The 18,931-nt window shown below is 43.3% G+C and carries 18 protein-coding genes and 3 tRNA genes; 12 read left to right on the forward strand and 9 right to left on the reverse strand.

What is annotated here, in order from left to right:
• Positions 1-12: 12 nt before the first annotated feature.
• Positions 13-1,740, forward strand: coding sequence for a lysine--tRNA ligase (gene lysS, locus ACFQ21_RS26625; protein WP_377584832.1), 1,728 nt, complete (start codon positions 13-15; stop codon positions 1,738-1,740).
• Between the two features lie 66 nt (positions 1,741-1,806).
• On the opposite strand, the gene ACFQ21_RS26630 is transcribed toward lysS, so the two are convergent.
• From ACFQ21_RS26630 to ACFQ21_RS26650, 5 genes are all read right to left on the reverse strand, one after another.
• Positions 1,807-2,349: a lipocalin-like domain-containing protein gene (locus ACFQ21_RS26630; RefSeq protein WP_377584835.1), complete on the reverse strand. Its 543-nt coding sequence runs from the start codon at positions 2,347-2,349 to the stop codon at positions 1,807-1,809.
• 179 nt (positions 2,350-2,528) lie between these two features.
• Positions 2,529-2,610: transfer RNA gene (locus tag ACFQ21_RS26635), tRNA-Leu, on the reverse strand.
• 63 nt (positions 2,611-2,673) lie between these two features.
• Positions 2,674-2,757 (reverse strand) — tRNA-Leu (locus ACFQ21_RS26640).
• Between the two features lie 73 nt (positions 2,758-2,830).
• A complete protein-coding gene (gene crcB, locus ACFQ21_RS26645; protein ID WP_377584838.1) occupies positions 2,831-3,211 on the reverse strand; it encodes a fluoride efflux transporter CrcB in 381 nt (126 codons plus the stop codon).
• Positions 3,212-3,224: 13 nt separating this feature from the next.
• Positions 3,225-3,296: transfer RNA gene (locus ACFQ21_RS26650), tRNA-Thr, on the reverse strand.
• Positions 3,297-3,370: 74 nt separating this feature from the next.
• Here ACFQ21_RS26650 and ACFQ21_RS26655 point away from each other — a divergent pair.
• From ACFQ21_RS26655 to ACFQ21_RS26695, 9 genes are all read left to right on the forward strand, one after another.
• Positions 3,371-3,811 (forward strand): RrF2 family transcriptional regulator, encoded by a 441-nt coding sequence (locus ACFQ21_RS26655; RefSeq protein ID WP_377584840.1) that lies wholly within the window; start codon positions 3,371-3,373, stop codon positions 3,809-3,811.
• Positions 3,812-3,905: 94 nt separating this feature from the next.
• A complete protein-coding gene (locus ACFQ21_RS26660) occupies positions 3,906-4,538 on the forward strand; it encodes a peroxiredoxin (RefSeq protein ID WP_377584843.1) in 633 nt (210 codons plus the stop codon).
• Between the two features lie 163 nt (positions 4,539-4,701).
• The gene (locus tag ACFQ21_RS26665; protein WP_377584845.1) at positions 4,702-5,820 is read left to right on the forward strand and encodes an efflux RND transporter periplasmic adaptor subunit; all 1,119 of its coding nucleotides are present in this window, start codon (positions 4,702-4,704) and stop codon (positions 5,818-5,820) included.
• Between the two features lie 6 nt (positions 5,821-5,826).
• The gene (locus ACFQ21_RS26670) at positions 5,827-7,071 is read left to right on the forward strand and encodes an ABC transporter permease (protein ID WP_377584848.1); all 1,245 of its coding nucleotides are present in this window, start codon (positions 5,827-5,829) and stop codon (positions 7,069-7,071) included.
• 19 nt (positions 7,072-7,090) lie between these two features.
• On the forward strand, positions 7,091-7,762 hold the full coding sequence (locus ACFQ21_RS26675; protein WP_377584851.1) for an ABC transporter ATP-binding protein: 672 nt from the start codon (positions 7,091-7,093) through the stop codon (positions 7,760-7,762).
• A 100-nt stretch (positions 7,763-7,862) separates the two neighbouring features.
• The gene (locus ACFQ21_RS26680; RefSeq protein ID WP_377584854.1) at positions 7,863-8,012 is read left to right on the forward strand and encodes a hypothetical protein; all 150 of its coding nucleotides are present in this window, start codon (positions 7,863-7,865) and stop codon (positions 8,010-8,012) included.
• Between the two features lie 92 nt (positions 8,013-8,104).
• On the forward strand, positions 8,105-9,124 hold the full coding sequence (locus ACFQ21_RS26685) for a sensor histidine kinase (RefSeq protein WP_377584856.1): 1,020 nt from the start codon (positions 8,105-8,107) through the stop codon (positions 9,122-9,124).
• A gap of 51 nt (positions 9,125-9,175) precedes the next feature.
• Positions 9,176-9,697, forward strand: a complete 522-nt coding sequence (locus ACFQ21_RS26690; protein ID WP_377584858.1) for a GNAT family N-acetyltransferase — start codon at positions 9,176-9,178, stop codon at positions 9,695-9,697.
• 9 nt (positions 9,698-9,706) lie between these two features.
• Complete coding sequence (locus ACFQ21_RS26695; protein WP_377584861.1) at positions 9,707-10,462, forward strand: LytR/AlgR family response regulator transcription factor; 756 nt, start codon at positions 9,707-9,709, stop codon at positions 10,460-10,462.
• A 180-nt stretch (positions 10,463-10,642) separates the two neighbouring features.
• Here the strand turns inward: ACFQ21_RS26695 and ACFQ21_RS26700 are convergent, their stop codons facing one another.
• Positions 10,643-11,497, reverse strand: a complete 855-nt coding sequence (locus ACFQ21_RS26700) for a transglutaminase-like domain-containing protein (RefSeq protein WP_377584864.1) — start codon at positions 11,495-11,497, stop codon at positions 10,643-10,645.
• A 203-nt stretch (positions 11,498-11,700) separates the two neighbouring features.
• On the opposite strand from ACFQ21_RS26700, the gene ACFQ21_RS26705 reads away from it, so the two are divergent.
• Positions 11,701-12,402, forward strand: coding sequence for an SIMPL domain-containing protein (locus tag ACFQ21_RS26705; protein ID WP_377584866.1), 702 nt, complete (start codon positions 11,701-11,703; stop codon positions 12,400-12,402).
• A 147-nt stretch (positions 12,403-12,549) separates the two neighbouring features.
• On the opposite strand, the gene ACFQ21_RS26710 is transcribed toward ACFQ21_RS26705, so the two are convergent.
• The 3 genes from ACFQ21_RS26710 to ACFQ21_RS26720 all read right to left on the reverse strand — a co-directional run bounded on the left by ACFQ21_RS26710 (position 12,550) and on the right by ACFQ21_RS26720 (position 16,126).
• Positions 12,550-14,181 (reverse strand): acyl-CoA carboxylase subunit beta, encoded by a 1,632-nt coding sequence (locus tag ACFQ21_RS26710; protein ID WP_377584869.1) that lies wholly within the window; start codon positions 14,179-14,181, stop codon positions 12,550-12,552.
• Between the two features lie 161 nt (positions 14,182-14,342).
• Complete coding sequence (locus ACFQ21_RS26715) at positions 14,343-15,296, reverse strand: MlaD family protein (RefSeq protein WP_377584871.1); 954 nt, start codon at positions 15,294-15,296, stop codon at positions 14,343-14,345.
• A 47-nt stretch (positions 15,297-15,343) separates the two neighbouring features.
• Positions 15,344-16,126 carry an N-acetylmuramoyl-L-alanine amidase family protein gene (locus tag ACFQ21_RS26720; protein ID WP_377584873.1) on the reverse strand — a complete coding sequence of 261 codons (783 nt, stop codon included), beginning with the start codon at positions 16,124-16,126 and terminating at the stop codon, positions 15,344-15,346.
• Between the two features lie 46 nt (positions 16,127-16,172).
• On the opposite strand from ACFQ21_RS26720, the gene ACFQ21_RS26725 reads away from it, so the two are divergent.
• Positions 16,173-18,917 (forward strand): putative LPS assembly protein LptD, encoded by a 2,745-nt coding sequence (locus ACFQ21_RS26725; protein ID WP_377584876.1) that lies wholly within the window; start codon positions 16,173-16,175, stop codon positions 18,915-18,917.
• The last annotated feature ends 14 nt before the right edge of the window (positions 18,918-18,931 follow it).

An 18,931-nucleotide genomic window follows, 5' to 3' on the forward strand; every position in this document is an offset into this window, starting at 1 on the left:
AAATTTTTAATCATGCAACTTAGCGAACAGGAGATCATCCGCAGACAAAAACTGGACGATCTCAGGAAATTAGGTATCGATCCATATCCGGCAGAACTTTTTGAAGTGAATGCCTCTGCGAAGGAAATCCTGGAAAACTACGAACGTCAGAAGAGCGACTATCGTCAGATCTCCATTGCAGGCCGCATCATGAGCACCCGCATCATGGGAAGCGCTGCCTTTGCTGAGTTACAGGATGAGACCGGTCGCATACAGATCTATATTCGCAGAGACGATATCTGTCCCGGTGAAGACAAAACTTTATACAATACCGTATTTAAAAAATTACTGGATATAGGAGACATCATCGGTGTGAAAGGCTACGGCTTTACAACACAAACCGGTGAGATCTCCATTCACGTTACAGCCTTTACGGTTTTAACAAAAGCACTTCGTCCGTTACCAGTTGTTAAAGAAACAACAGACGAGCAAGGCAATGTGCAACGTCACGATGCCTTTACGGATTCAGAGCAACGCTACCGCATGCGTTACGTGGATCTGATCGTAAACCCAGACGTGCGCGATACATTCATCAAACGTACGCAACTGGTAAACTCCATGCGCCAGTACCTCAATGTAAAAGGGTACCTGGAAGTGGAAACGCCTATACTTCAGCCCTTGTATGGTGGTGCTGCGGCTCGTCCGTTCAAAACACATCACAACACGCTGGACATGACGCTATACCTGCGTATAGCCAATGAGTTGTACCTGAAGCGCCTCATCGTAGGCGGGTTCAACGGTGTATATGAATTTTCGAAAGACTTCCGTAACGAAGGGATGTCACGTTTCCATAACCCGGAGTTTACGCAGGTTGAATTGTATGTAGCCTATAAAGATTACTACTGGATGATGGACCTTGTGGAAGAGATGATTGAGAAAGTAGCACTCGATCTCCACGGATCTACCGAAGTAAAAGTAGGCGAGAATGTTATCGATTTTAAACGTCCATGGAAACGCTATACCATGTTTGAAGCAATTCAACATTTCACGGGTGTAGATATATCTGCCATGGATGAACAACAGTTGCGTGATACTTGTCAGCAATTGAATGTGCCGATGGACCCTACCATGGGTAAAGGAAAACTGATCGATCAGATCTTCGGTGAGAAATGCGAGCCGAACCTGATTCAGCCAACATTCATTACGGATTATCCGTTGGAGATGTCGCCACTTGCTAAAAAACATAGAAGCAAGCCTGGGTTAGTTGAGCGTTTCGAGGCAATCTGTAATCGTAAAGAAATAGCAAACTCGTTCTCTGAGTTGAACGATCCGATCGATCAGCGCGAGCGATTCGAAGAACAGCTCGAACTCGGTAAACGTGGTGATGAAGAAGCGATGACACTCGATGAAGACTTCCTTCGTGCACTGGAATTTGGTATGCCGCCAACGGCTGGGCTAGGCATCGGTATTGATCGTCTGTCGATGATCATGACCAACTCAGCATCAATCCAGGATGTACTCTTCTTCCCGCAGATGAAGCCGGAGAAAGCCGTTGCTGGTTTTGATGAAAAAGAATTTTTAGATGCCGGTGTTCGCGCTGATTTGATACCGGTAATACAGAAACTCGGCATCCAGTCGCTGGCACAAATGAAAGAGATGAAAGCTTCCAAGCTGTTCAACGATGTATGCGGAACACGTAAGAAGATGAAACTTGAAATACCGAACCCTACATTACAAGATGTAGAAGGTTGGTTGAAATAAATCAGGATCAATAACCAAAAGCTATAGCAGCAAGTTTAGAAAGCTTGCTGCTATTTTTTTTGTGCATTACTGGATACGCTTCCAAACCACTTCACCGGTAGCACCTGCTCCGGTAGTGGGTGTAGGTACGGTATATTTAAGTTCATCGTTGCTGATGGTAAAGAGTCGTTTCTGTTCAGTGCCTTCCCAGTTCGGATACGAAGCATGTTCAATGTAGAATGTTATCGTACCGGTGGTTTCATCAACAGTATATTTGCCGAAGTGGGTGTTACTTCCCTGCACAGCAGCTTTATACTCCTCTGGTGTACCCTGACCTTTGTCATTTGCAGCAAACTTCGCGCGATTGGCCCGCAATATCTGGAGTGAGTAATTACCCCGAGCATCAAACATAAGTATACCTTGTGGTGATGGTCCGTATAGTTCCACGCGACTGCCATCGGGAAGTATATTGTCAACCAACACGAGCGTCCATGTTCCAACTAGTTTATGAGTCGATGACTTTTTCGAAGCGGATGCTTTTTTATCAGCGTTAGATGCTTTGTCTTTCTGCTGGGCATGCAACACGGTTATACTTCCAATGAGAAGCACGAGGGGCAATAGTCGTTTCATGAGTCGGGTTATTATTTAGTTTAAATGACGGATAGGGGTGGCGTTGACGAAGGTAGCTCACTGAAAAGATTCGCTTGTTAAAAACTTCTTAAATCTTTTGTGCGATCAAAAATATTTAGAGTAAGGGTGTGATGGGCTATAAATAAAAAAGCTTCCAGTTTTTTTACTGAAAGCTTTCGTACCGAAGGAGGGACTCGAACCCTCATGTCTTGCGACACACGCCCCTGAAACGTGCGTGTCTACCAATTCCACCACTTCGGTTTATGTTGACCGTTGCTTTACGTTAAAAACAACTGGCCAACGTTATCTATCCTTTAAACAATGTGCCCAGGACTGGACTCGAACCAGCACACCGGTTAAGGCACTACCCCCTCAAAGTAGCGTGTCTACCAATTTCACCACCTGGGCAAGGTGTAAAATTTCCCTTTTTGCAAGGGCGACAAAAGTAAGAAGCTTTATTAGATTAAACAAAAAACAGTCGTTATAAAAAACGACTTAACCACATCCCGGCCAGCAAAGAAAGAATGCCGAGTACCAGGCTTGTGGAAATATATAATAGCGAAGTAGCCGCCATCTTCTGATTAAAGAGCGTTACACTTTCCCACGCGAAAGACGAAAACGTAGTATACCCGCCACAGAAACCAACACCCCAAAACAATTTTACATTCTCCGACATATCTGTCTTTCGAAGTGCTAATCCATAAACAAATCCCAGGATAAACGACCCCACCAGGTTAGCCGTGAGCGTACCATACGGGAACGCTGCGGGTATTTTAATAGTTATAGACTTAACCGTTATATAGCGGGCAATACTTCCAAGCAAGCCTCCTATACCAACCAGTACTATTTTAATAAGATCCATGAAGTAAATATAGAGCCGAGAATGGGAATTGGACCCACGACCTTCCCGTTACGAGCGGGATGCTCTACCCCTGAGCTACCTCGGCCTGTCGTGGTGTTATCAAAATTAAGCGAAAGAAGGTAACTACAAAACCTGTAAATCCATTAAATTGTCCCAGTTATGCTATCGAAGAAGTGTAAATATGCTATCCATGCCCTCGTCCATATGGCCCGGGACCCGGAAGAAAAATTTTTAATCAAGGATATATCTGAAGCCTGTAACATTCCGAAAAAATTTCTGGAAGCCATTCTGCTTGACCTGAAGCGCTCCGGTGTACTGGGCAGCAAGCAGGGTAAAGGAGGCGGATACTTTCTTCGGATGAAACCCGCAGATGTTAACCTGGCAGAAGTTGTGCGTCAGTTCGATGGTGCTATAGCACTCGTTTCCTGTGCGGCTCATAAATTTTATGAGCCTTGTGCAGAATGTGAAGATGAAGAGACCTGTACCGTGCACGATGCGTTTTTACAAATACGAAACGCTACGGTCGAGATGTTGAAAGCTGATACACTTGAATCGCTTGTAAAGAAAGAAGCGAAACTGAAAGCGCGTAAAAAGCGTTAACCCTACACAATATTCAGTATAACTCTATTAATTCAATAGGGATTAAGTATTTTAGGACTTCAGTATAATTTGTTTCACTTAAACACGATAGAATATGTCACTCCGACTAGGCGATGTAGCCCCCGACTTCACAGCAGAAACCACTCAAGGTACTGTTAAATTTCACGAATGGCTCGGCAACAGCTGGGGCATTTTGTTTTCGCACCCTGCAGATTTTACTCCGGTTTGTACAACAGAGCTTGGCTCCATGTCGAAACTGAAACCAGAGTTTGATAAACGTAATGTAAAAATCCTGGCGATTAGTGCAGATCCACTCGAGTCCCATAACAAATGGATTGGCGATATCAATGAGACACAAAACACCACGGTAACATATCCTCTCATTGCAGATCCTGAATTTAAAGTAGCCAACCTGTATGGCATGGTTCACCCGGCGGTAGATAAATTTACGGTACGCTCTGTGTTTGTGATTGGTCCGGATAAGAAAATTAAACTGACGCTTACATACCCGGCTTCTACCGGAAGAAACTTTGATGAGATCCTTCGTGTGGTTGATAGTCTTCAGCTTACTGCCAACTATAGCGTGGCAACACCTGCTAACTGGAAACATGGTGAAGATGTGATCATCACGGCAGCTGTGAAAGATGAAGATATAGCCGCTAAATTCCCGAAAGGCCACAAGCGTGTGAAGCCTTACCTGAGAACAACACCACAGCCTAATTTGTAAGTCGTTCTTTTGGAATATAGTCTTATAAGGAAGCTCCGGTTATTGCAACGGGAGCTTTTTTTATATACGGTTCAATCGCTATTCGCTACACTTTGATTTACTTTTCATACACTTCCTGATTTTCGTCACCAACGGGCATCGTGTTTCTATTTACATTAACGGTATGGATACGCGCCCGATACGCAATAGGACAACAATACTCGGTTTGCTTTTTGTGGCATACTCCTGCAATAACCGCGGAGATGTAGTAACACCCGTGGTAAAGCCATTGATGGAGGCGGTATATGCATCTGGCTTTGTGGTATCGGAAGACGAACACCAGATCTTCTCCGAGGTTGATGGAACGATAACCGCCAAGCTGGCGAACGATGGAGATGTTGTCTCAAAAGACGCTCCTATATTTATCATAGAATCCGGCCAGCAGTCAGCACGCTTCCGCATCGCGAAAGAGAATTATGAACTTGCCCTTCGGAATAAAAGCGACAACTCTCCCGTATTACATGAACTGAGCGCAGCTGCAGACGCTGCAAAATCAAAAATGGAATTCGATTCGATCAATGCAGAACGCTATACCAACTTGTGGAACCAGCGTGCCACTACGCGTGTGGAATACGATAGGTATATATTACTGTATAAGAACTCGCGCAACGAATATACCGCGCAAAACAGCCGGCTGAGACGTATGAAAGACCAAGTGGCACTTGAGTTACAGAATGCCACCAACCAGCTAAAGATAGCCGGAGACGAAAGCGGTAAATATATAGTGAAGAGCGAAGTAGATGGAAGAATATTTAAAACTGTGAAAGAAAAAGGTGAGTTGGTAAGAAGAAGTGAACTGCTCGCGGTTGTGGGAAGAGACACCGGCTTCTACCTGCAGTTAAGCGTAGATGAACTCGATATACAACGCATCAAAGAAGGGCAAACGGTATTGGTAAAGATCGATGCTTTTCCGGATAAAATCTTTCACGCCAAAGTTCGTAAAATATACCCGATGGTAAACCGGCAGCAGCAGTCGCTGCGGGTTGATGCTGTGTTGGAAGGTAAATTACCGGAGTCTTACTCAGGACTCGCTGTTGAAGCGAATATTGTGATCCGGCAAAAAGAGAAGGCCATCGTTGTGCCGAAGACAGCGCTATTGCCCGGTGATTCGGTGATCATCAAGACCGATGATGGCGATATAAAGATTCATGTTACTACCGGCATTAAGACACTCGATGAAGTAGAGATAACAGAGGGCATAAAAGCTGATCAGCCTTTGGTATCATTCACCACTATACATTGATACGATATGTCACTGCCATTCACCATAGCGCGTACACACCTGGTATCAAAACCCAAGCAAACTATTGTTGCCATGCTGGGGGTAACGTTTGGTATAGGTATGTTCATAGCGATGGTAAGTTTAATGACCGGGTTGAATGATATGACGGAAGACCTCGCCATGACATCGTCACCGGATATACGGATATACCACGATATCACAGCCGATCGTTCTTCGCTCGCGGAGCAGGTAAATCCACAAGGTATAAATATAGTGTATCACACAAAGCCCAAGAATGAAAGTCAGAAGGTGCACAATGCGTTGAAGATCGCAGAGATGATTCGGAAGAACCCGGAGGTGCGGGGCGTGTCGCCTCAGCTTACGTCACAGGTGTTTTACAATTATGGACCTGTGCAACTGAATGGTACGATTGCCGGTGTAGATATCGTGGAGGAGGATCGTCTCTTTGATATCAAAGCCAAAATGCGGGAAGGTCGTATTGAAGACCTGATTGTAAATCCGGAAGGAATCATTATGGGTAAAGGACTCGCTAAAAAACTGAACGCCAAAACAGGCGACCGCGTAGTAATTACTACCCCGCAAGGCTTTACCATGACCCTGAAGGTCGTAGGCCTTTTTCAAATGGGCGTAGGAACGATCGATAACGTAAAGAGCTACGCCAACATTTCGATGGTACAAAATATACTGCAACGCGATAAGAGTTATCTCACAGATATCAATATCAAGCTAAAAGACTTTCATCTTGCAAAAGCGATGGCACCACAACTGCAAAAGACGTTTGGCTATAAATCAGAAGACTGGGAGACTGCGAATGCTACGATGTTGCTGGGCGTTATTATCCGAAATATACTTACCTACTCTGTTTCAATAACTTTGTTGATTGTTGCAGGCTTCGGGATCTATAATATTCTGAACATGACGATCATGAACAAGATGAAAGATATAGCCATTCTTAAAGCGATGGGATTTTCCGGAAGCGATGTGCGGAAGATCTTTATGATACAATCGTTGATCATTGGTCTCATCGGAAGTCTGGCTGGTCTTGCTATTGGCTTTTTACTTTCATCGCTTATTGTGCGCGCTCCGTTTGATGGTGGCGATGTAATCAGCATTGATCACCTGCCGGTAAATTTCAAGGCAAAATATTATATAGTGGGTATCGTATTTGGTATAGTCACCACAGCTATAGCCGGGTATATGCCTTCACGCAAAGCAGCCAATGTTGATCCGATTGAAATCTTGCGAGGATAAATTCAAGCGTCTATAGTATATGCAGGTATTAAAAGCACATAAGGTAACGAAATACTTTTATGAGCCTGAAAAATTCCAGGTGTTGAAAGCGATTGACCTTTCTGTAAGTAAAGGTGAGTTTCTTTCCCTGGTAGGCAAATCAGGTTGTGGTAAATCTACATTGCTGTATGTACTTTCCACTATGGATACAGATTATGAAGGCGAGCTTGAAATTGCCGGGCAACGCCTTACCGGTAAGGATCAGAATCAACTTTCAAAGTTCAGAAATGCACATATAGGATTCGTTTTTCAGTTTCATTATTTGTTGCCCGAGTTTAGCGTGTTGCAGAATGTAATGATACCGGCATTGAAACTTGCACGCTATTCGCCACATGAAATAGAAGAGCGTGCCTATGAAAAGTTAACGATGCTGGGTGTACAGGAGCAAGCCTTGAAACCTTCAAACAAACTTTCAGGAGGACAGCAGCAAAGAGTTGCCATAGCACGTGCATTGATTAATGACCCGGATATAATTATGGGTGATGAACCTACCGGTAACCTCGACTCCTACAACACGCATGTAGTTTTTGATATATTCAACGAGCTCACGCAGCGCTATAAACAAACGATTATTGCCGTGACGCACGATGAGGAATTCGCAAAAAAATCAGATCGTATTGTAGAGATGAGTGATGGAAAGATCGTGTCGTAACGGTCTTTGGTCGACTTTTTCTGCAAGTCGTTCAGATTTTTACAACACAACCCATAGGGGTTTACGTTAGTATGGGTGTCATAACGGAAATAACACGATTATGGAGAACAAGATCAACCTTTTTACTTCTGTAAATCCTTATTTGCGACAGTTCTATGTAGCGCAACGCAATTTTAACAAGTTGATTGAGGAGGAGAGACTGCAGAAGCGTATCGAAAAAAGTAAACGTCAGCTTAAGGCGCGGGATTAATTTTTTGTTTTGGCCGTTGAGGCAAGCTATAACTCATCAGGCCAGAAGATATATCCTGCCTCACTTACAGTGAAATATAGTATATTCATACAGTGATATTAGGATATAAAAATACCCGGCAAATTCTCATTACCTATAGTATAGTTCTTTCTATTACCGTGGCAGGCCTGCTCGTGAGGCTGTCTAAGTGGAGAGAATTCAGCGTAGGCCTTCAGGTAAAAACAACCATCGCATCCATAGTGCTGGTGGTGGTTATGTGGGAATCGCTTCGCTTAGTTCATCGGTTGCTGAATAAAGTGTATCCCTTTGAAGTGAATCTTGTCAAACGTATGCTGATCCAGATCAGCTGTGGTGTAGGCATCGGGTTGACAGTTCGATTTATAGTATATTTCTTTGGAGAGCCGGCTCTGCCTTTTAAACTCGATAGTCTTTTTCTGGCAGCAACGTGGGCAATCTACATGATCGTGCCCACCGCCATCAACCTCGGTTTTATTTCCAATTATTTTATTGATCGCTGGAAAGATTCGCTTGTGCTGGCGGAGCGATTGGAGAAAGAGAAATCGCAGGTGCAGTTCGATAATCTCAAGAACCAGCTTAATCCGCACTTCTTATTCAACGCGCTTACTTCGCTTAACAGTTTAATCTTTGAAGATCAGAAGCTCGCTTCGCAGTTCCTGCAACAGCTCTCTAAAATATACCGCTATGTTTTGCTGAACAAAGACAAAAACTTTGTTACACTGCAAACGGAATTGGACTTCATTCAACACTATATATCGTTGCTGGATACACGGTTTAAAGATGCTATTCACTTTAAAATTGATATACGCGATGATGCCCGGAGTCAGGCAATTGTACCCGTAACCTTGCAGATATTGATTGAAAATGCACTCAAGCATAATGTGGTTGACAAGACGAAACCGTTAACTATCGAGATCACTTCCATTGGCGATTACCTGGTGGTAAGCAACAACCTGCAACTACGCAAACGCGTAGAGACATCCAACAAGCTGGGGCTCGAAAATCTGCGTTCACTGTATAGTTTTTTTAGTGACAAACCAGTGTTGATTGAACCGACTACAGATCGTTTCTATGTGAAAGTGCCGTTGATATAATGGCAGCCACGACAAAGAATAGTATTTTGCAGCGAAATGAAATAAATACTTATGCATATACGAACTGCTGCAATGGATGATGTATCGAAGATCGTTCAACTATATAAAGAAGTTGCCAGGATCAAAGGCGGTATCGCACGATTGGAAAACGAAATTACCGAAGAATACGTAGAGAACTTTGTTAAGAAGAGTATTGCGGATGGCTTGATACTGGTGGCTATACATCCCGAAGACCCGGAGCGATTTATAGGAGAGATGCACGCCTATAAACCAGGTATACATGTATTCAAGCATTTATTGTCAGACCTGACGATTGCTGTGCATCCGGAGTTTCAGGGACGAAAGATCGGTCGCACGTTATTTACCATTTTCCTCGAAGAGATAGCACTTAACCGAACGGATATAGGCAAGGTAGAGTTGATTACACGCGAGGGGAATGAGAAAGCGATCAAGTTCTATCAGGCGCTTGGTTTCAAGATTGAAGGAAGAATGGAGATGCGAATTAAAACACCTGCAGGACTTTACGAGGCAGATATACCGATGGGGTGGCAGAATCCTAATTTCGAATTTTAAGAAACGGTAATGAATATACTGATCATCGAAGACGAACCACTGGTTGCGCAGGATCTGAAGAACCTGATCGCAAAGGCAGAGCCGGAAGCAAAGATACTCGACACCATTACAAGTGTGGAGGCCGCCAGGGGTTGGTTCGATGGAAATAATTTACCCGACCTGATACTGTCTGACATTCAATTATCAGACGGTATAAGTTTCGAAATATTTGAGACACTGCACATTCATTGTCCCATCATCTTTACTACGGCTTACGATGAATATGCTATTCGTGCATTCAAACTCAACAGTATAGATTATTTATTAAAACCGGTGGATGAAGCTGAATTACGTGCGGCAGTAGCCAAGTATAAATCGCTCTCCACCGAGACTATATTAGGCGAACAACTGAAATCCTTAATGAGTACGTGGGGTAATCAGTCACGAAAGTATAAAGAGCGATTTCTAACCGTACATCGTAACACACTGATCCCGGTAATGCAAAACGAGATCGCGTTCTTTCATAAGGAAGAACTTATATACCTGCACACGCTTAATAATGAAAAGTATATTACCGAACATCACACCCTCGATGAAATTGAAAGTCTGCTGAGTCCCGAAGTATTCTTTCGCGTTAATCGCCAATATATAATACATATACAATCGGTAGCCAAAATAAAAACCACCCACAAAGGCCTCACCGTACAACTCAAACCACCGATTAACCTCGAACTCGACATCAGTCGTGAAAAAGCCGTAGCGTTTAAGAAGTGGATAGGGAATTAGCTGTGAGCTACGAGAAATGGCGGCTGGCCTCTGGCTACAGGACGTTACTGCTAATTTATAGAGTGAATTATTCGTAGTAATGATGTATATATACGTCTTTGAGTGAGGCTGAAATCTGCATTATGTAACGAAATAGCGGTATAAATATCATCTTCTAGCAGCTGGCAGCTCGCAGCTATTTCACACGCCCAGGTCAGCTCCGTCTGCAATCAACAGCAGCAGTTCTTTTACTTCTTCCGCTTTCGCGTGTTCGCCCATTTTATCGAACGACATGATGAGGTTGCGGAATACTCTGCGGATGATTTCGAGGTTGGAGCAAGGTTCGAAAAACGATGTTTGTGGTGTGAGGTGAAGCTCACTGATATAGTTCTCGATGTCTTGTCGGGAGAAGATCAGCCCTTTGTTAAAGGCGTTTATATAGAATTGCGTGTGTCGCTCATCTTTATAGGTGAGAACAAACAGGTTCGGAAGATTTACGCCATGTACCGGCAGCTTTAACTTCTGACTCACCAGTAAATAAATCACACACAATGTTATCGGATTTCCCTTGCGCGTTTCCAGCACAACGTTGAGCATCGAGTTGCCGGGTGAATGAAAATTCTTGGTGTTGGCACCGAATTTCAGTTTATTGAACAGTACACTGTTTACAACTTTAATCTGATCGAACGGGTATAGATCGGGTTTGAACTCAAGCCACGTTTCGTAATAGATCTGCTCAAGCTCCTGCTTTAATTTAATAAGCTCAAGATCAGGATACTGGTACGTTGCCACAAGCCACATACCCGTGAGCAGGTCTTGTTCAGGCGTTTCGTACCACGACTTGATTCGTTCTTTCAATAACTCATACTGTAAAGCATGGATCAGCTCTTCAATCTTTCGCTGTACCTGCGGATTGAAATTACTTTCCCACTCTTGCTCCAGAAAAGGTATAATAGCAGTACCCAGCGAACGAATTTTCTCTTCGACATGGGAAACTATTTGCACATCCTCATCATCGAGCAGGGAAACAAGAGCTTTTAATTCAGTGTCTTTCAAGTAATTGATAAATGGTCGTTGCTAAAGTAAAAACTATTCGATACTCATGCGAATAATGCACTTAAAAAAAGTGCAACGCTTACCCACTTTTTATCCCGTTGCAGTGTCTAATCTCTCACGATCAGCAAAAAACAGCATTGAAAATTGTCTGGAATATTTTTTGATAAACTTAGAAAACCAATTATTCATTTAAAATAACAATCATGAAGTCTACTGTTTTATTTTCCGTTTTCTTTTTTCTGACGACCATAACATTTGCGCAGGAGGGATTTAAAGGTGAACATTTTATAGAAGTGAGCGGCACGGCACGTCAGGAGGTAGAGCCGAACGAAATTTATGTGAACGTACAACTCCGTGAGTTTGAAGAGAATCGTGAGAAAGTATCGCTGGAAAAACTTGATAAGGAATTCTGGGATGCTATCAAGAACGCATCGATCGATCGTAAAAAAGTTACCATCGCCAATGTAGGTTCACAGTTTGGTAAACTGGGTCGCAAAGATAAAGATGCCTTCCGCGAGAAAACATACCAGGTAATTTTAAGCAGCGGTGCAGAACTTGAAAAGCTGCTGGAGAAAGTTGAGCCTGTAAAAGTTAACCAGATCACACTGACAAAAATTACACACACCGAACTTGAGAAATATAGACTTGAATTGAAAGTGAAGGCGTTGCAGGCAGCCAAAGCAAAAGCAGACGCATTGCTGAAGTCTATCGGTTCAGAAATGGGCAAGACATTGATGGTAAGAGAATTCGAAAATTACTATCCGATGGATAACATGGCTACCAATGTAATGGTACGCAGCAAAGCTAACTACGAAGCTGCCGGTGATATGCCAGCGGAAGATCCTACCGCATTCAGAAAAATTACGCTGCAGGCTCAGGTAACAGCCCAGTTCGAAATCAAATAACTGGTGCAAGTCTGAAGACTTGTACCACAAGTGTCTCAAGTCTTCAGACTTGAAAGCTAGTATATATAGAAATATATAGTTAAGAATATAATAAGACAGTCTGAAGACTGCTGACAATGCTGGCACAAGTCTTCAGACTTGCGCCAGTTATGTTTGAATAACTCCTACATTGAATTTTTCGACAGGAGCGTTATTTGCGGCTTCTATACCCATCGATATAACTTTACGCGTTTCGAGCGGATCAATCACATCATCAACCCATAAACGTGACGCTGCATAATACGGACTCAGTTGCTCGTTATAGCGATCCGTAATTTCTTTCAATAACTTTTCTTCCTCTTCTTTGCTGATCGTCTGGCCCTGAGCCTTTAATGTACTCACGCGAATCTGTAGTAAAGTTTTCGCAGCAGAGGCGCCACTCATTACTGCTATCTGTGCAGTAGGCCATGCTACAATTAAGCGCGGATCGTACGCTTTGCCACACATGGCATAATTACCCGCTCCATATGAGTTACCTACAATGATTGTGAATTTAGGCACTGTTGAATTTGCCATGGCATTTACCATCTTGGCGCCATCTTTAATTATACCACCGTGTTCTGCTTTACTGCCCACCATAAAGCCACTCACATCCTGTATAAATACCAACGGAATTTTTCGCTGATTGCAGTTCATAATAAAGCGTGCAGCTTTATCGGCAGAGTCAGAGTATATAACTCCGCCCATTTGCATTTCGCCTTTTTTAGTCTTGACAACTTTACGTTGATTGGCAACTATACCAACAGCCCAACCATCAATGCGTGCTGTACCGCAGATGATACTCTTGCCATAGAGCGCTTTATACTCATCGAACTCAGAATTATCAACGATGTGTTTAATGATCTCCACCATGTCGTAAGGCTTCACACGATCTACCGGCATGATGCCATATAGTTCTTTCGGGTCGAGTGAGGGCGGGGCAGGAGTACTGCGATCGAAGCCAGCTTTTTCGGTCGCTCCGAATTTGCTGAAGAGCGAGCGTATATAGTCAAGACAAGCCTGGTCGTTCGGAAATTTATTATCTGTTACACCGGATATCTCACAATGGGTTGTAGCACCTCCTAATGTTTCGTTATCTATGTCTTCACCGATGGCTGCTTTTACTAAATAAGAGCCTGCCAGAAATATAGATCCGGTTTTGTCAACGATCATAGCTTCATCCGACATGATCGGTAAGTAGGCACCACCGGCAACACAACTTCCCATGATAGCCGCAACTTGTACAATACCCATCGCAGACATCTTTGCGTTGTTTCGGAACTGTCGGCCGAAGTGTTCTTTATCAGGGAAGATCTCATCCTGCATGGGCAGAAATACACCTGCACTGTCCACGAGATATACTATAGGAAGGTGATTCTCCATCGCGATCTCCTGCGCACGCAGATTTTTCTTGGCTGTGATCGGGAACCATGCGCCAGCTTTTACGGTAGCATCATTTGCTACAATCATGGTGAGCCTTCCATGTATATAGCCGAGGCCGGCAACAACACCTCCGGACGGACATCCACCTTGCTCTTTATACATACCATCGCCGGTAAACAACCCGATCTCTACGAACGATGAACCATCATCTGTTAAATAATCGATGCGTTCACGAGCGGTAAGTTTTCCGCGTTGATGCTGCTCATCAATTTTCTTTTCGCCTCCGCCAAGCTTGGTCTTCTTTGCCTTTGATTGAAGCTGATAAATGAGCTGCTTAAACTGATCTTCGTTTTTGTTGAATTCAAGATCGCGCGTCATGCTGAATGATGGATTGAATTGAAGATAATGAAAGACCTAAAGATTGGAAAAATACTGAATAGTCCATAGTCTATACGGTATAGACTATCGCTATAAAGAGAGGTGAACTAAAATATCGGATCTTCAAAACGAAAGGCTATAGTAACTATAGCCTTTCGTTGTTAATTACTCTTGCGCTGGCGTGACAACTCCTTTTCGATCTTCTTGCTGCTTTTACCCAGCGGTGACAGGAAGTGACGCGGATTATTATTGAAATGCTGAGCCAAAGAATCGATTGACTGGAGCATCTTGTTCAGGTTAACATAGAGTGTATCTTCCGTTAACAGTTTACTCGCGGTGTTATCACCTTTGTTCAGCTTGGCCAGTGTCTCATTCAGTTTTGTGAGACTTTCCTGAGCTTTCTTAACCGTGCCATTCAATTGCATCATCTTTAAAGAGTCAGATACAACGTGAAGGTTGGCAATAGTAGGTTTCAATTCCTCCAGTGTACCATTCAGGTTAGTTGCTACAGTTTTGAAATTGGCACCGAGGTCGTTAATGTTCGTGTTGGCAGTAGTGAGTGTTGTGTTCAGCAGCCGCGGTGTTGATTGCAAGCCGGCAAACAATGTATCCAGACGTTTGCTGTTTCCCGATAGGTTTTCCAGTAACTCATTTACTTTCTTTAAAGTTGTAGTAAGGCTGGAAGCTACCGGTTGTGCATTTTGAGTAATGAAGTCCATGATACCTTTGGCTACTTCAGAACGCATGGTGTCTTTTGGATCAAGTTTTTTACCGCCTCCCCGAACATCGAGCTGAATAAAGCGTCCTCCGAGAATCTCACCATTCAGCATAGCGATCGATGAATCGGTAAGAACGATATCTGAATCAATATCAAGTTCAACAATAACACGATCCCGGCTCTGCTGAATTTCAATATTGCTTACGCGACCTACGGCATAACCGTTTAAAAATATCTGGTTAGACTCCGTAAGCTTATCTACATTCTGGTAGATCGCATAGTATTTATTGGTGGTTGAGAAAAAGTCGATGCCTTTAAGAAAGTTAAATCCGAAATACAGCAACGCGAGGGCTACTACCATAAAGAGGCCCACCTTAAATTCTTTGGATAATTTCATGCAGAGGAAAGTGAAAGTTGTTTATTTCAGAATAACCTTTTGGGTCATCAATTTATAGATTCTACTTCATTTTTATACTCCTTAAAGGCCCGGTAAATACCAGAGGCAATTAAATCCTGGCCATCGCCAGTCATTAAGAATTTTTCTTCAGGAGGATTGGACAGGAAGCCGGCTTCGATCAGTACGCTCGGCATAGTGGTGCGCCACAGTACAACAAAACCCGCCTGCTTAACACCGCGGCTAAAGCGACCCACTTTATTTTTGAATTGTGCTTCAACTTTCTGGGCAAAGCTAAGACTACTTTCCTGGTAAGCACTCTGAGTAAGTGTAAATAATATATAGGACTCCGGACTGTTCGGATCAAAGCCTTCGTATCGCTCCTTATAGTTTTCGTCCATCAGGATAACAGAGTTCTCACGCTTGGCCACCTGCAGGTTGCGTTCATCTACGTGCATACCCATGGTAAAGGTCTCGGTGCCAAAGGCTTTGGTGTTGGAATGCGAATTAGCGTGGATACAGATAAAGAGGTCAGCCTTGTTTTTATTGGCGATCTCCGCACGTTCGTCAAGCGCCAGGTAACGATCATCTTTACGGGTGTAAATTACCTTTACATCCGGCATATTCTTTTCTATATAGTCGCCAAGCTTTAACGCCAGCTTCAGCGCGATGTCTTTTTCCCTTGCTTGCTTCCCTATATTTCCAGGGTCCTTGCCTCCGTGGCCGGCATCAATTACCACTACATCTACCTTCGCGTCTGTACGGAAACAGGTAGATGATGAATTTAGCAAGGTTATTGCTATCAGAAGCACAGTTAATCCAATATTCTTCACAGGCCTTACAATGTTCAATCTATTTGCAATAACTTTACGCAAAAATGTGAATTTTTCACTAAAAGCTAAAGCCCTGACATTCAACTCAGCACCTGTGCAGCGACTTTCTATATTTACTTTACTTTTCATCCTATCAATTGCCTCCTATGCGCAGGTGGAGCCGACCGTTAAAACACCAGGGAATACGCTGCGGTTAAAGACCGATTCACTCAAACAAGCTCCGGCCGATACCATTCCTCCTCCTGCAAAAGCCGATACTTTAAAATCTGATACCACCAATACGCCACCACCCAAAGGTGATATAGAAACTACGATCAACTATTCTGCCAGAGATTCTATACGCGCTACCCTCGATAACCAGATGGTATGGCTATACGGTGAAGCAAAAATAGTATATGGAGAGATTGAACTGGAAGCCGATGAAATAGTAATTGATTATGCCAACAGTACACTTACTGCACATGGCAGGCGCGATTCACTGGGCCAACGTGTAGGCTATCCGGTATTTAAGAACGGCCCTGAACTATACGAGACGAAAGACATTGTCTATAATTTTAAAACGAAGCGCGCCCGCATCAGCGAAGTGGTAACACAACAGGGCGAAGGTTATCTACACAGTGAGGCTGCCTTTAAGAACGAGAAGAATGAAATATTGAGCGTACACAACAGCTATACTACCTGTAACCTTGAACACCCGCACTTCCGCATTCGGGCTACTAAAACCAAGGCTATACCCAACGATAAGATTGTTGCCGGACCGTTTTATATGGAGTTCAATGATATACCGTTGCCGCTTGGGTTTCTGTTTGGTATGTTCCCTTCACCCCGTAAAAGTGCTTCGGGTATAATTGTACCTTCGTATGGCGAGGAACGGAGAAGAGGTTTTAACTTGAGGGGCGGTGGATATTTCTTCGACATCAGCGAGTATATGAAGCTTGCCCTTACGGGAGATATTTACTCCAAAGGCGGCCATGCACTATATGCCAACTCCAGCTACCTGAAACGCTATCACTATAGTGGCTCACTGAACTTCTCATACTCAAAGAACCCTGACCAGGATGATAAGATCGAAACACAAAACTTTACAAAAGACTTTCGTTTAACGTGGAGCCACTCGCCACAATCAAAAGGAACAGGACGTTTTTCTGCTTCGGTGAACGCTGCCACGACTACCTATAACCAGAATAACTATCTCGGCTATGGTACATCGTACGATCTGACTACGTCAAGTCTTAGTAATATATCTACCAAGCTCAGTTCAAACATATCGTATAGCAAACGCTTTACAGGAACACCATTTACCATGGGGTTGAACATGAGTCACAACCAGGACCTTGTTACTAAAATTGTTGACTTATCGTTGCCTACCCTTACCGTTAACATGACCAATATATATCCATTCCAGAAGAAGACCGGAGCCGGCAACGGTCCATTGGATAACTTCTCGGTATCATGGTCAATGGCGGCATCGAATCGTGTAACCAACAACCTCGGAAAGATTGGGACATCGTCTACCGATAGTATAGCATCATTCAACATGAACAACTTCGGCACCTTCTTCGAAAATGGTAAGAAAGGTATACGGCATTCTATACCGGCATCATTCTCTTTTAAAGCACTTCGTTTCTTTACAGTTTCTCCATCGGTTAGCTATGAAGAGAAGTGGTACTTTGAGAAAGTTGGATGGAAAGAAGAGAACGGATCAATTGTACGGGGTGATACGACCAAAGGATTTAATCGCATTTCAAATTATTCTTTCAGTACAAGTTTAACAACAAGGGTATACGGTACTCACTTCTTTAAAAAGAAAACTAGTAAGATCAAGGCTATACGACATATCGTTAACCCATCGATATCCTTTGGGTATACTCCTGACTTTACCGGAAATGAAAACTATTTTCAAAAGTTTGAAACTGTTGATAGCGAAGGAAAGCCCCTCAATGTATATAAATCCTATCATGACGGTTTTGTATACGGAGGCTCTAACACTGGAAAAAGCGGTTCCATCGGTTTTAGTTTAGGAAACAACCTCGAAGCAAAAGTACAAGGCCCGCAAGATTCTGTAGCACGTAAAGTAATGTTGTTAAACAACCTTTCGTTCAGTACCAGCTATAATATTATTGCAGACTCATTTAAACTCGCTCCTATAGGTATATCTGCTAACACGAACATACTTGACAACAAACTTAACCTCAACTTGTCTGCTACATTGGATCCTTATAACTATGTGATGATGCCGATAGAGGGAGAGGAGCCCGAAGAAAGACGCAGAGATCAACTCGCGTGGAAAAGCGGACGAGTAGGTCGTATAACCAGTGCTACATTAGCCATGAGTACGAACCTGAACCCGAAAGCGAGAAATAAGGAGACAACGAGTCGTGAAAAAATAGCGAAGTCAAATTTACCACAGCAGGAGAAAGACTTCCTGATACAAAACCCGGATGCCTATTTAGATTTTGAAATACCGTGGAGTCTCAATGTTAGCTATAACCTGAGCTATACCCATGCTGTAAATTCCGATCCGAATGTTATACAGACCGTATCTGCGAACGGAGATCTGTCGCTCTCGGAGAAATGGAAGATTACCTATAGCACCGGCTATCACTTCGAGTCGAAAGAATTTACACAAACGAACTTAGGTATATCGCGCGATCTCCACTGCTGGACGATGCATTTGAATTGGACACCGTTCGGAAGATTCCAGTCGTTCAACTTTACCATCAATGTAAAGGCAAGCATCCTCCAGGATTTGAAACTTGAAAGACGTAAGTCATTCCTGGATAACTTCTAGTTAACCGTTAAGCG

Source organism: Ohtaekwangia kribbensis, from assembly GCF_042676245.1.
Lineage (GTDB): Bacteria > Bacteroidota > Bacteroidia > Cytophagales > Cyclobacteriaceae > Ohtaekwangia > Ohtaekwangia kribbensis.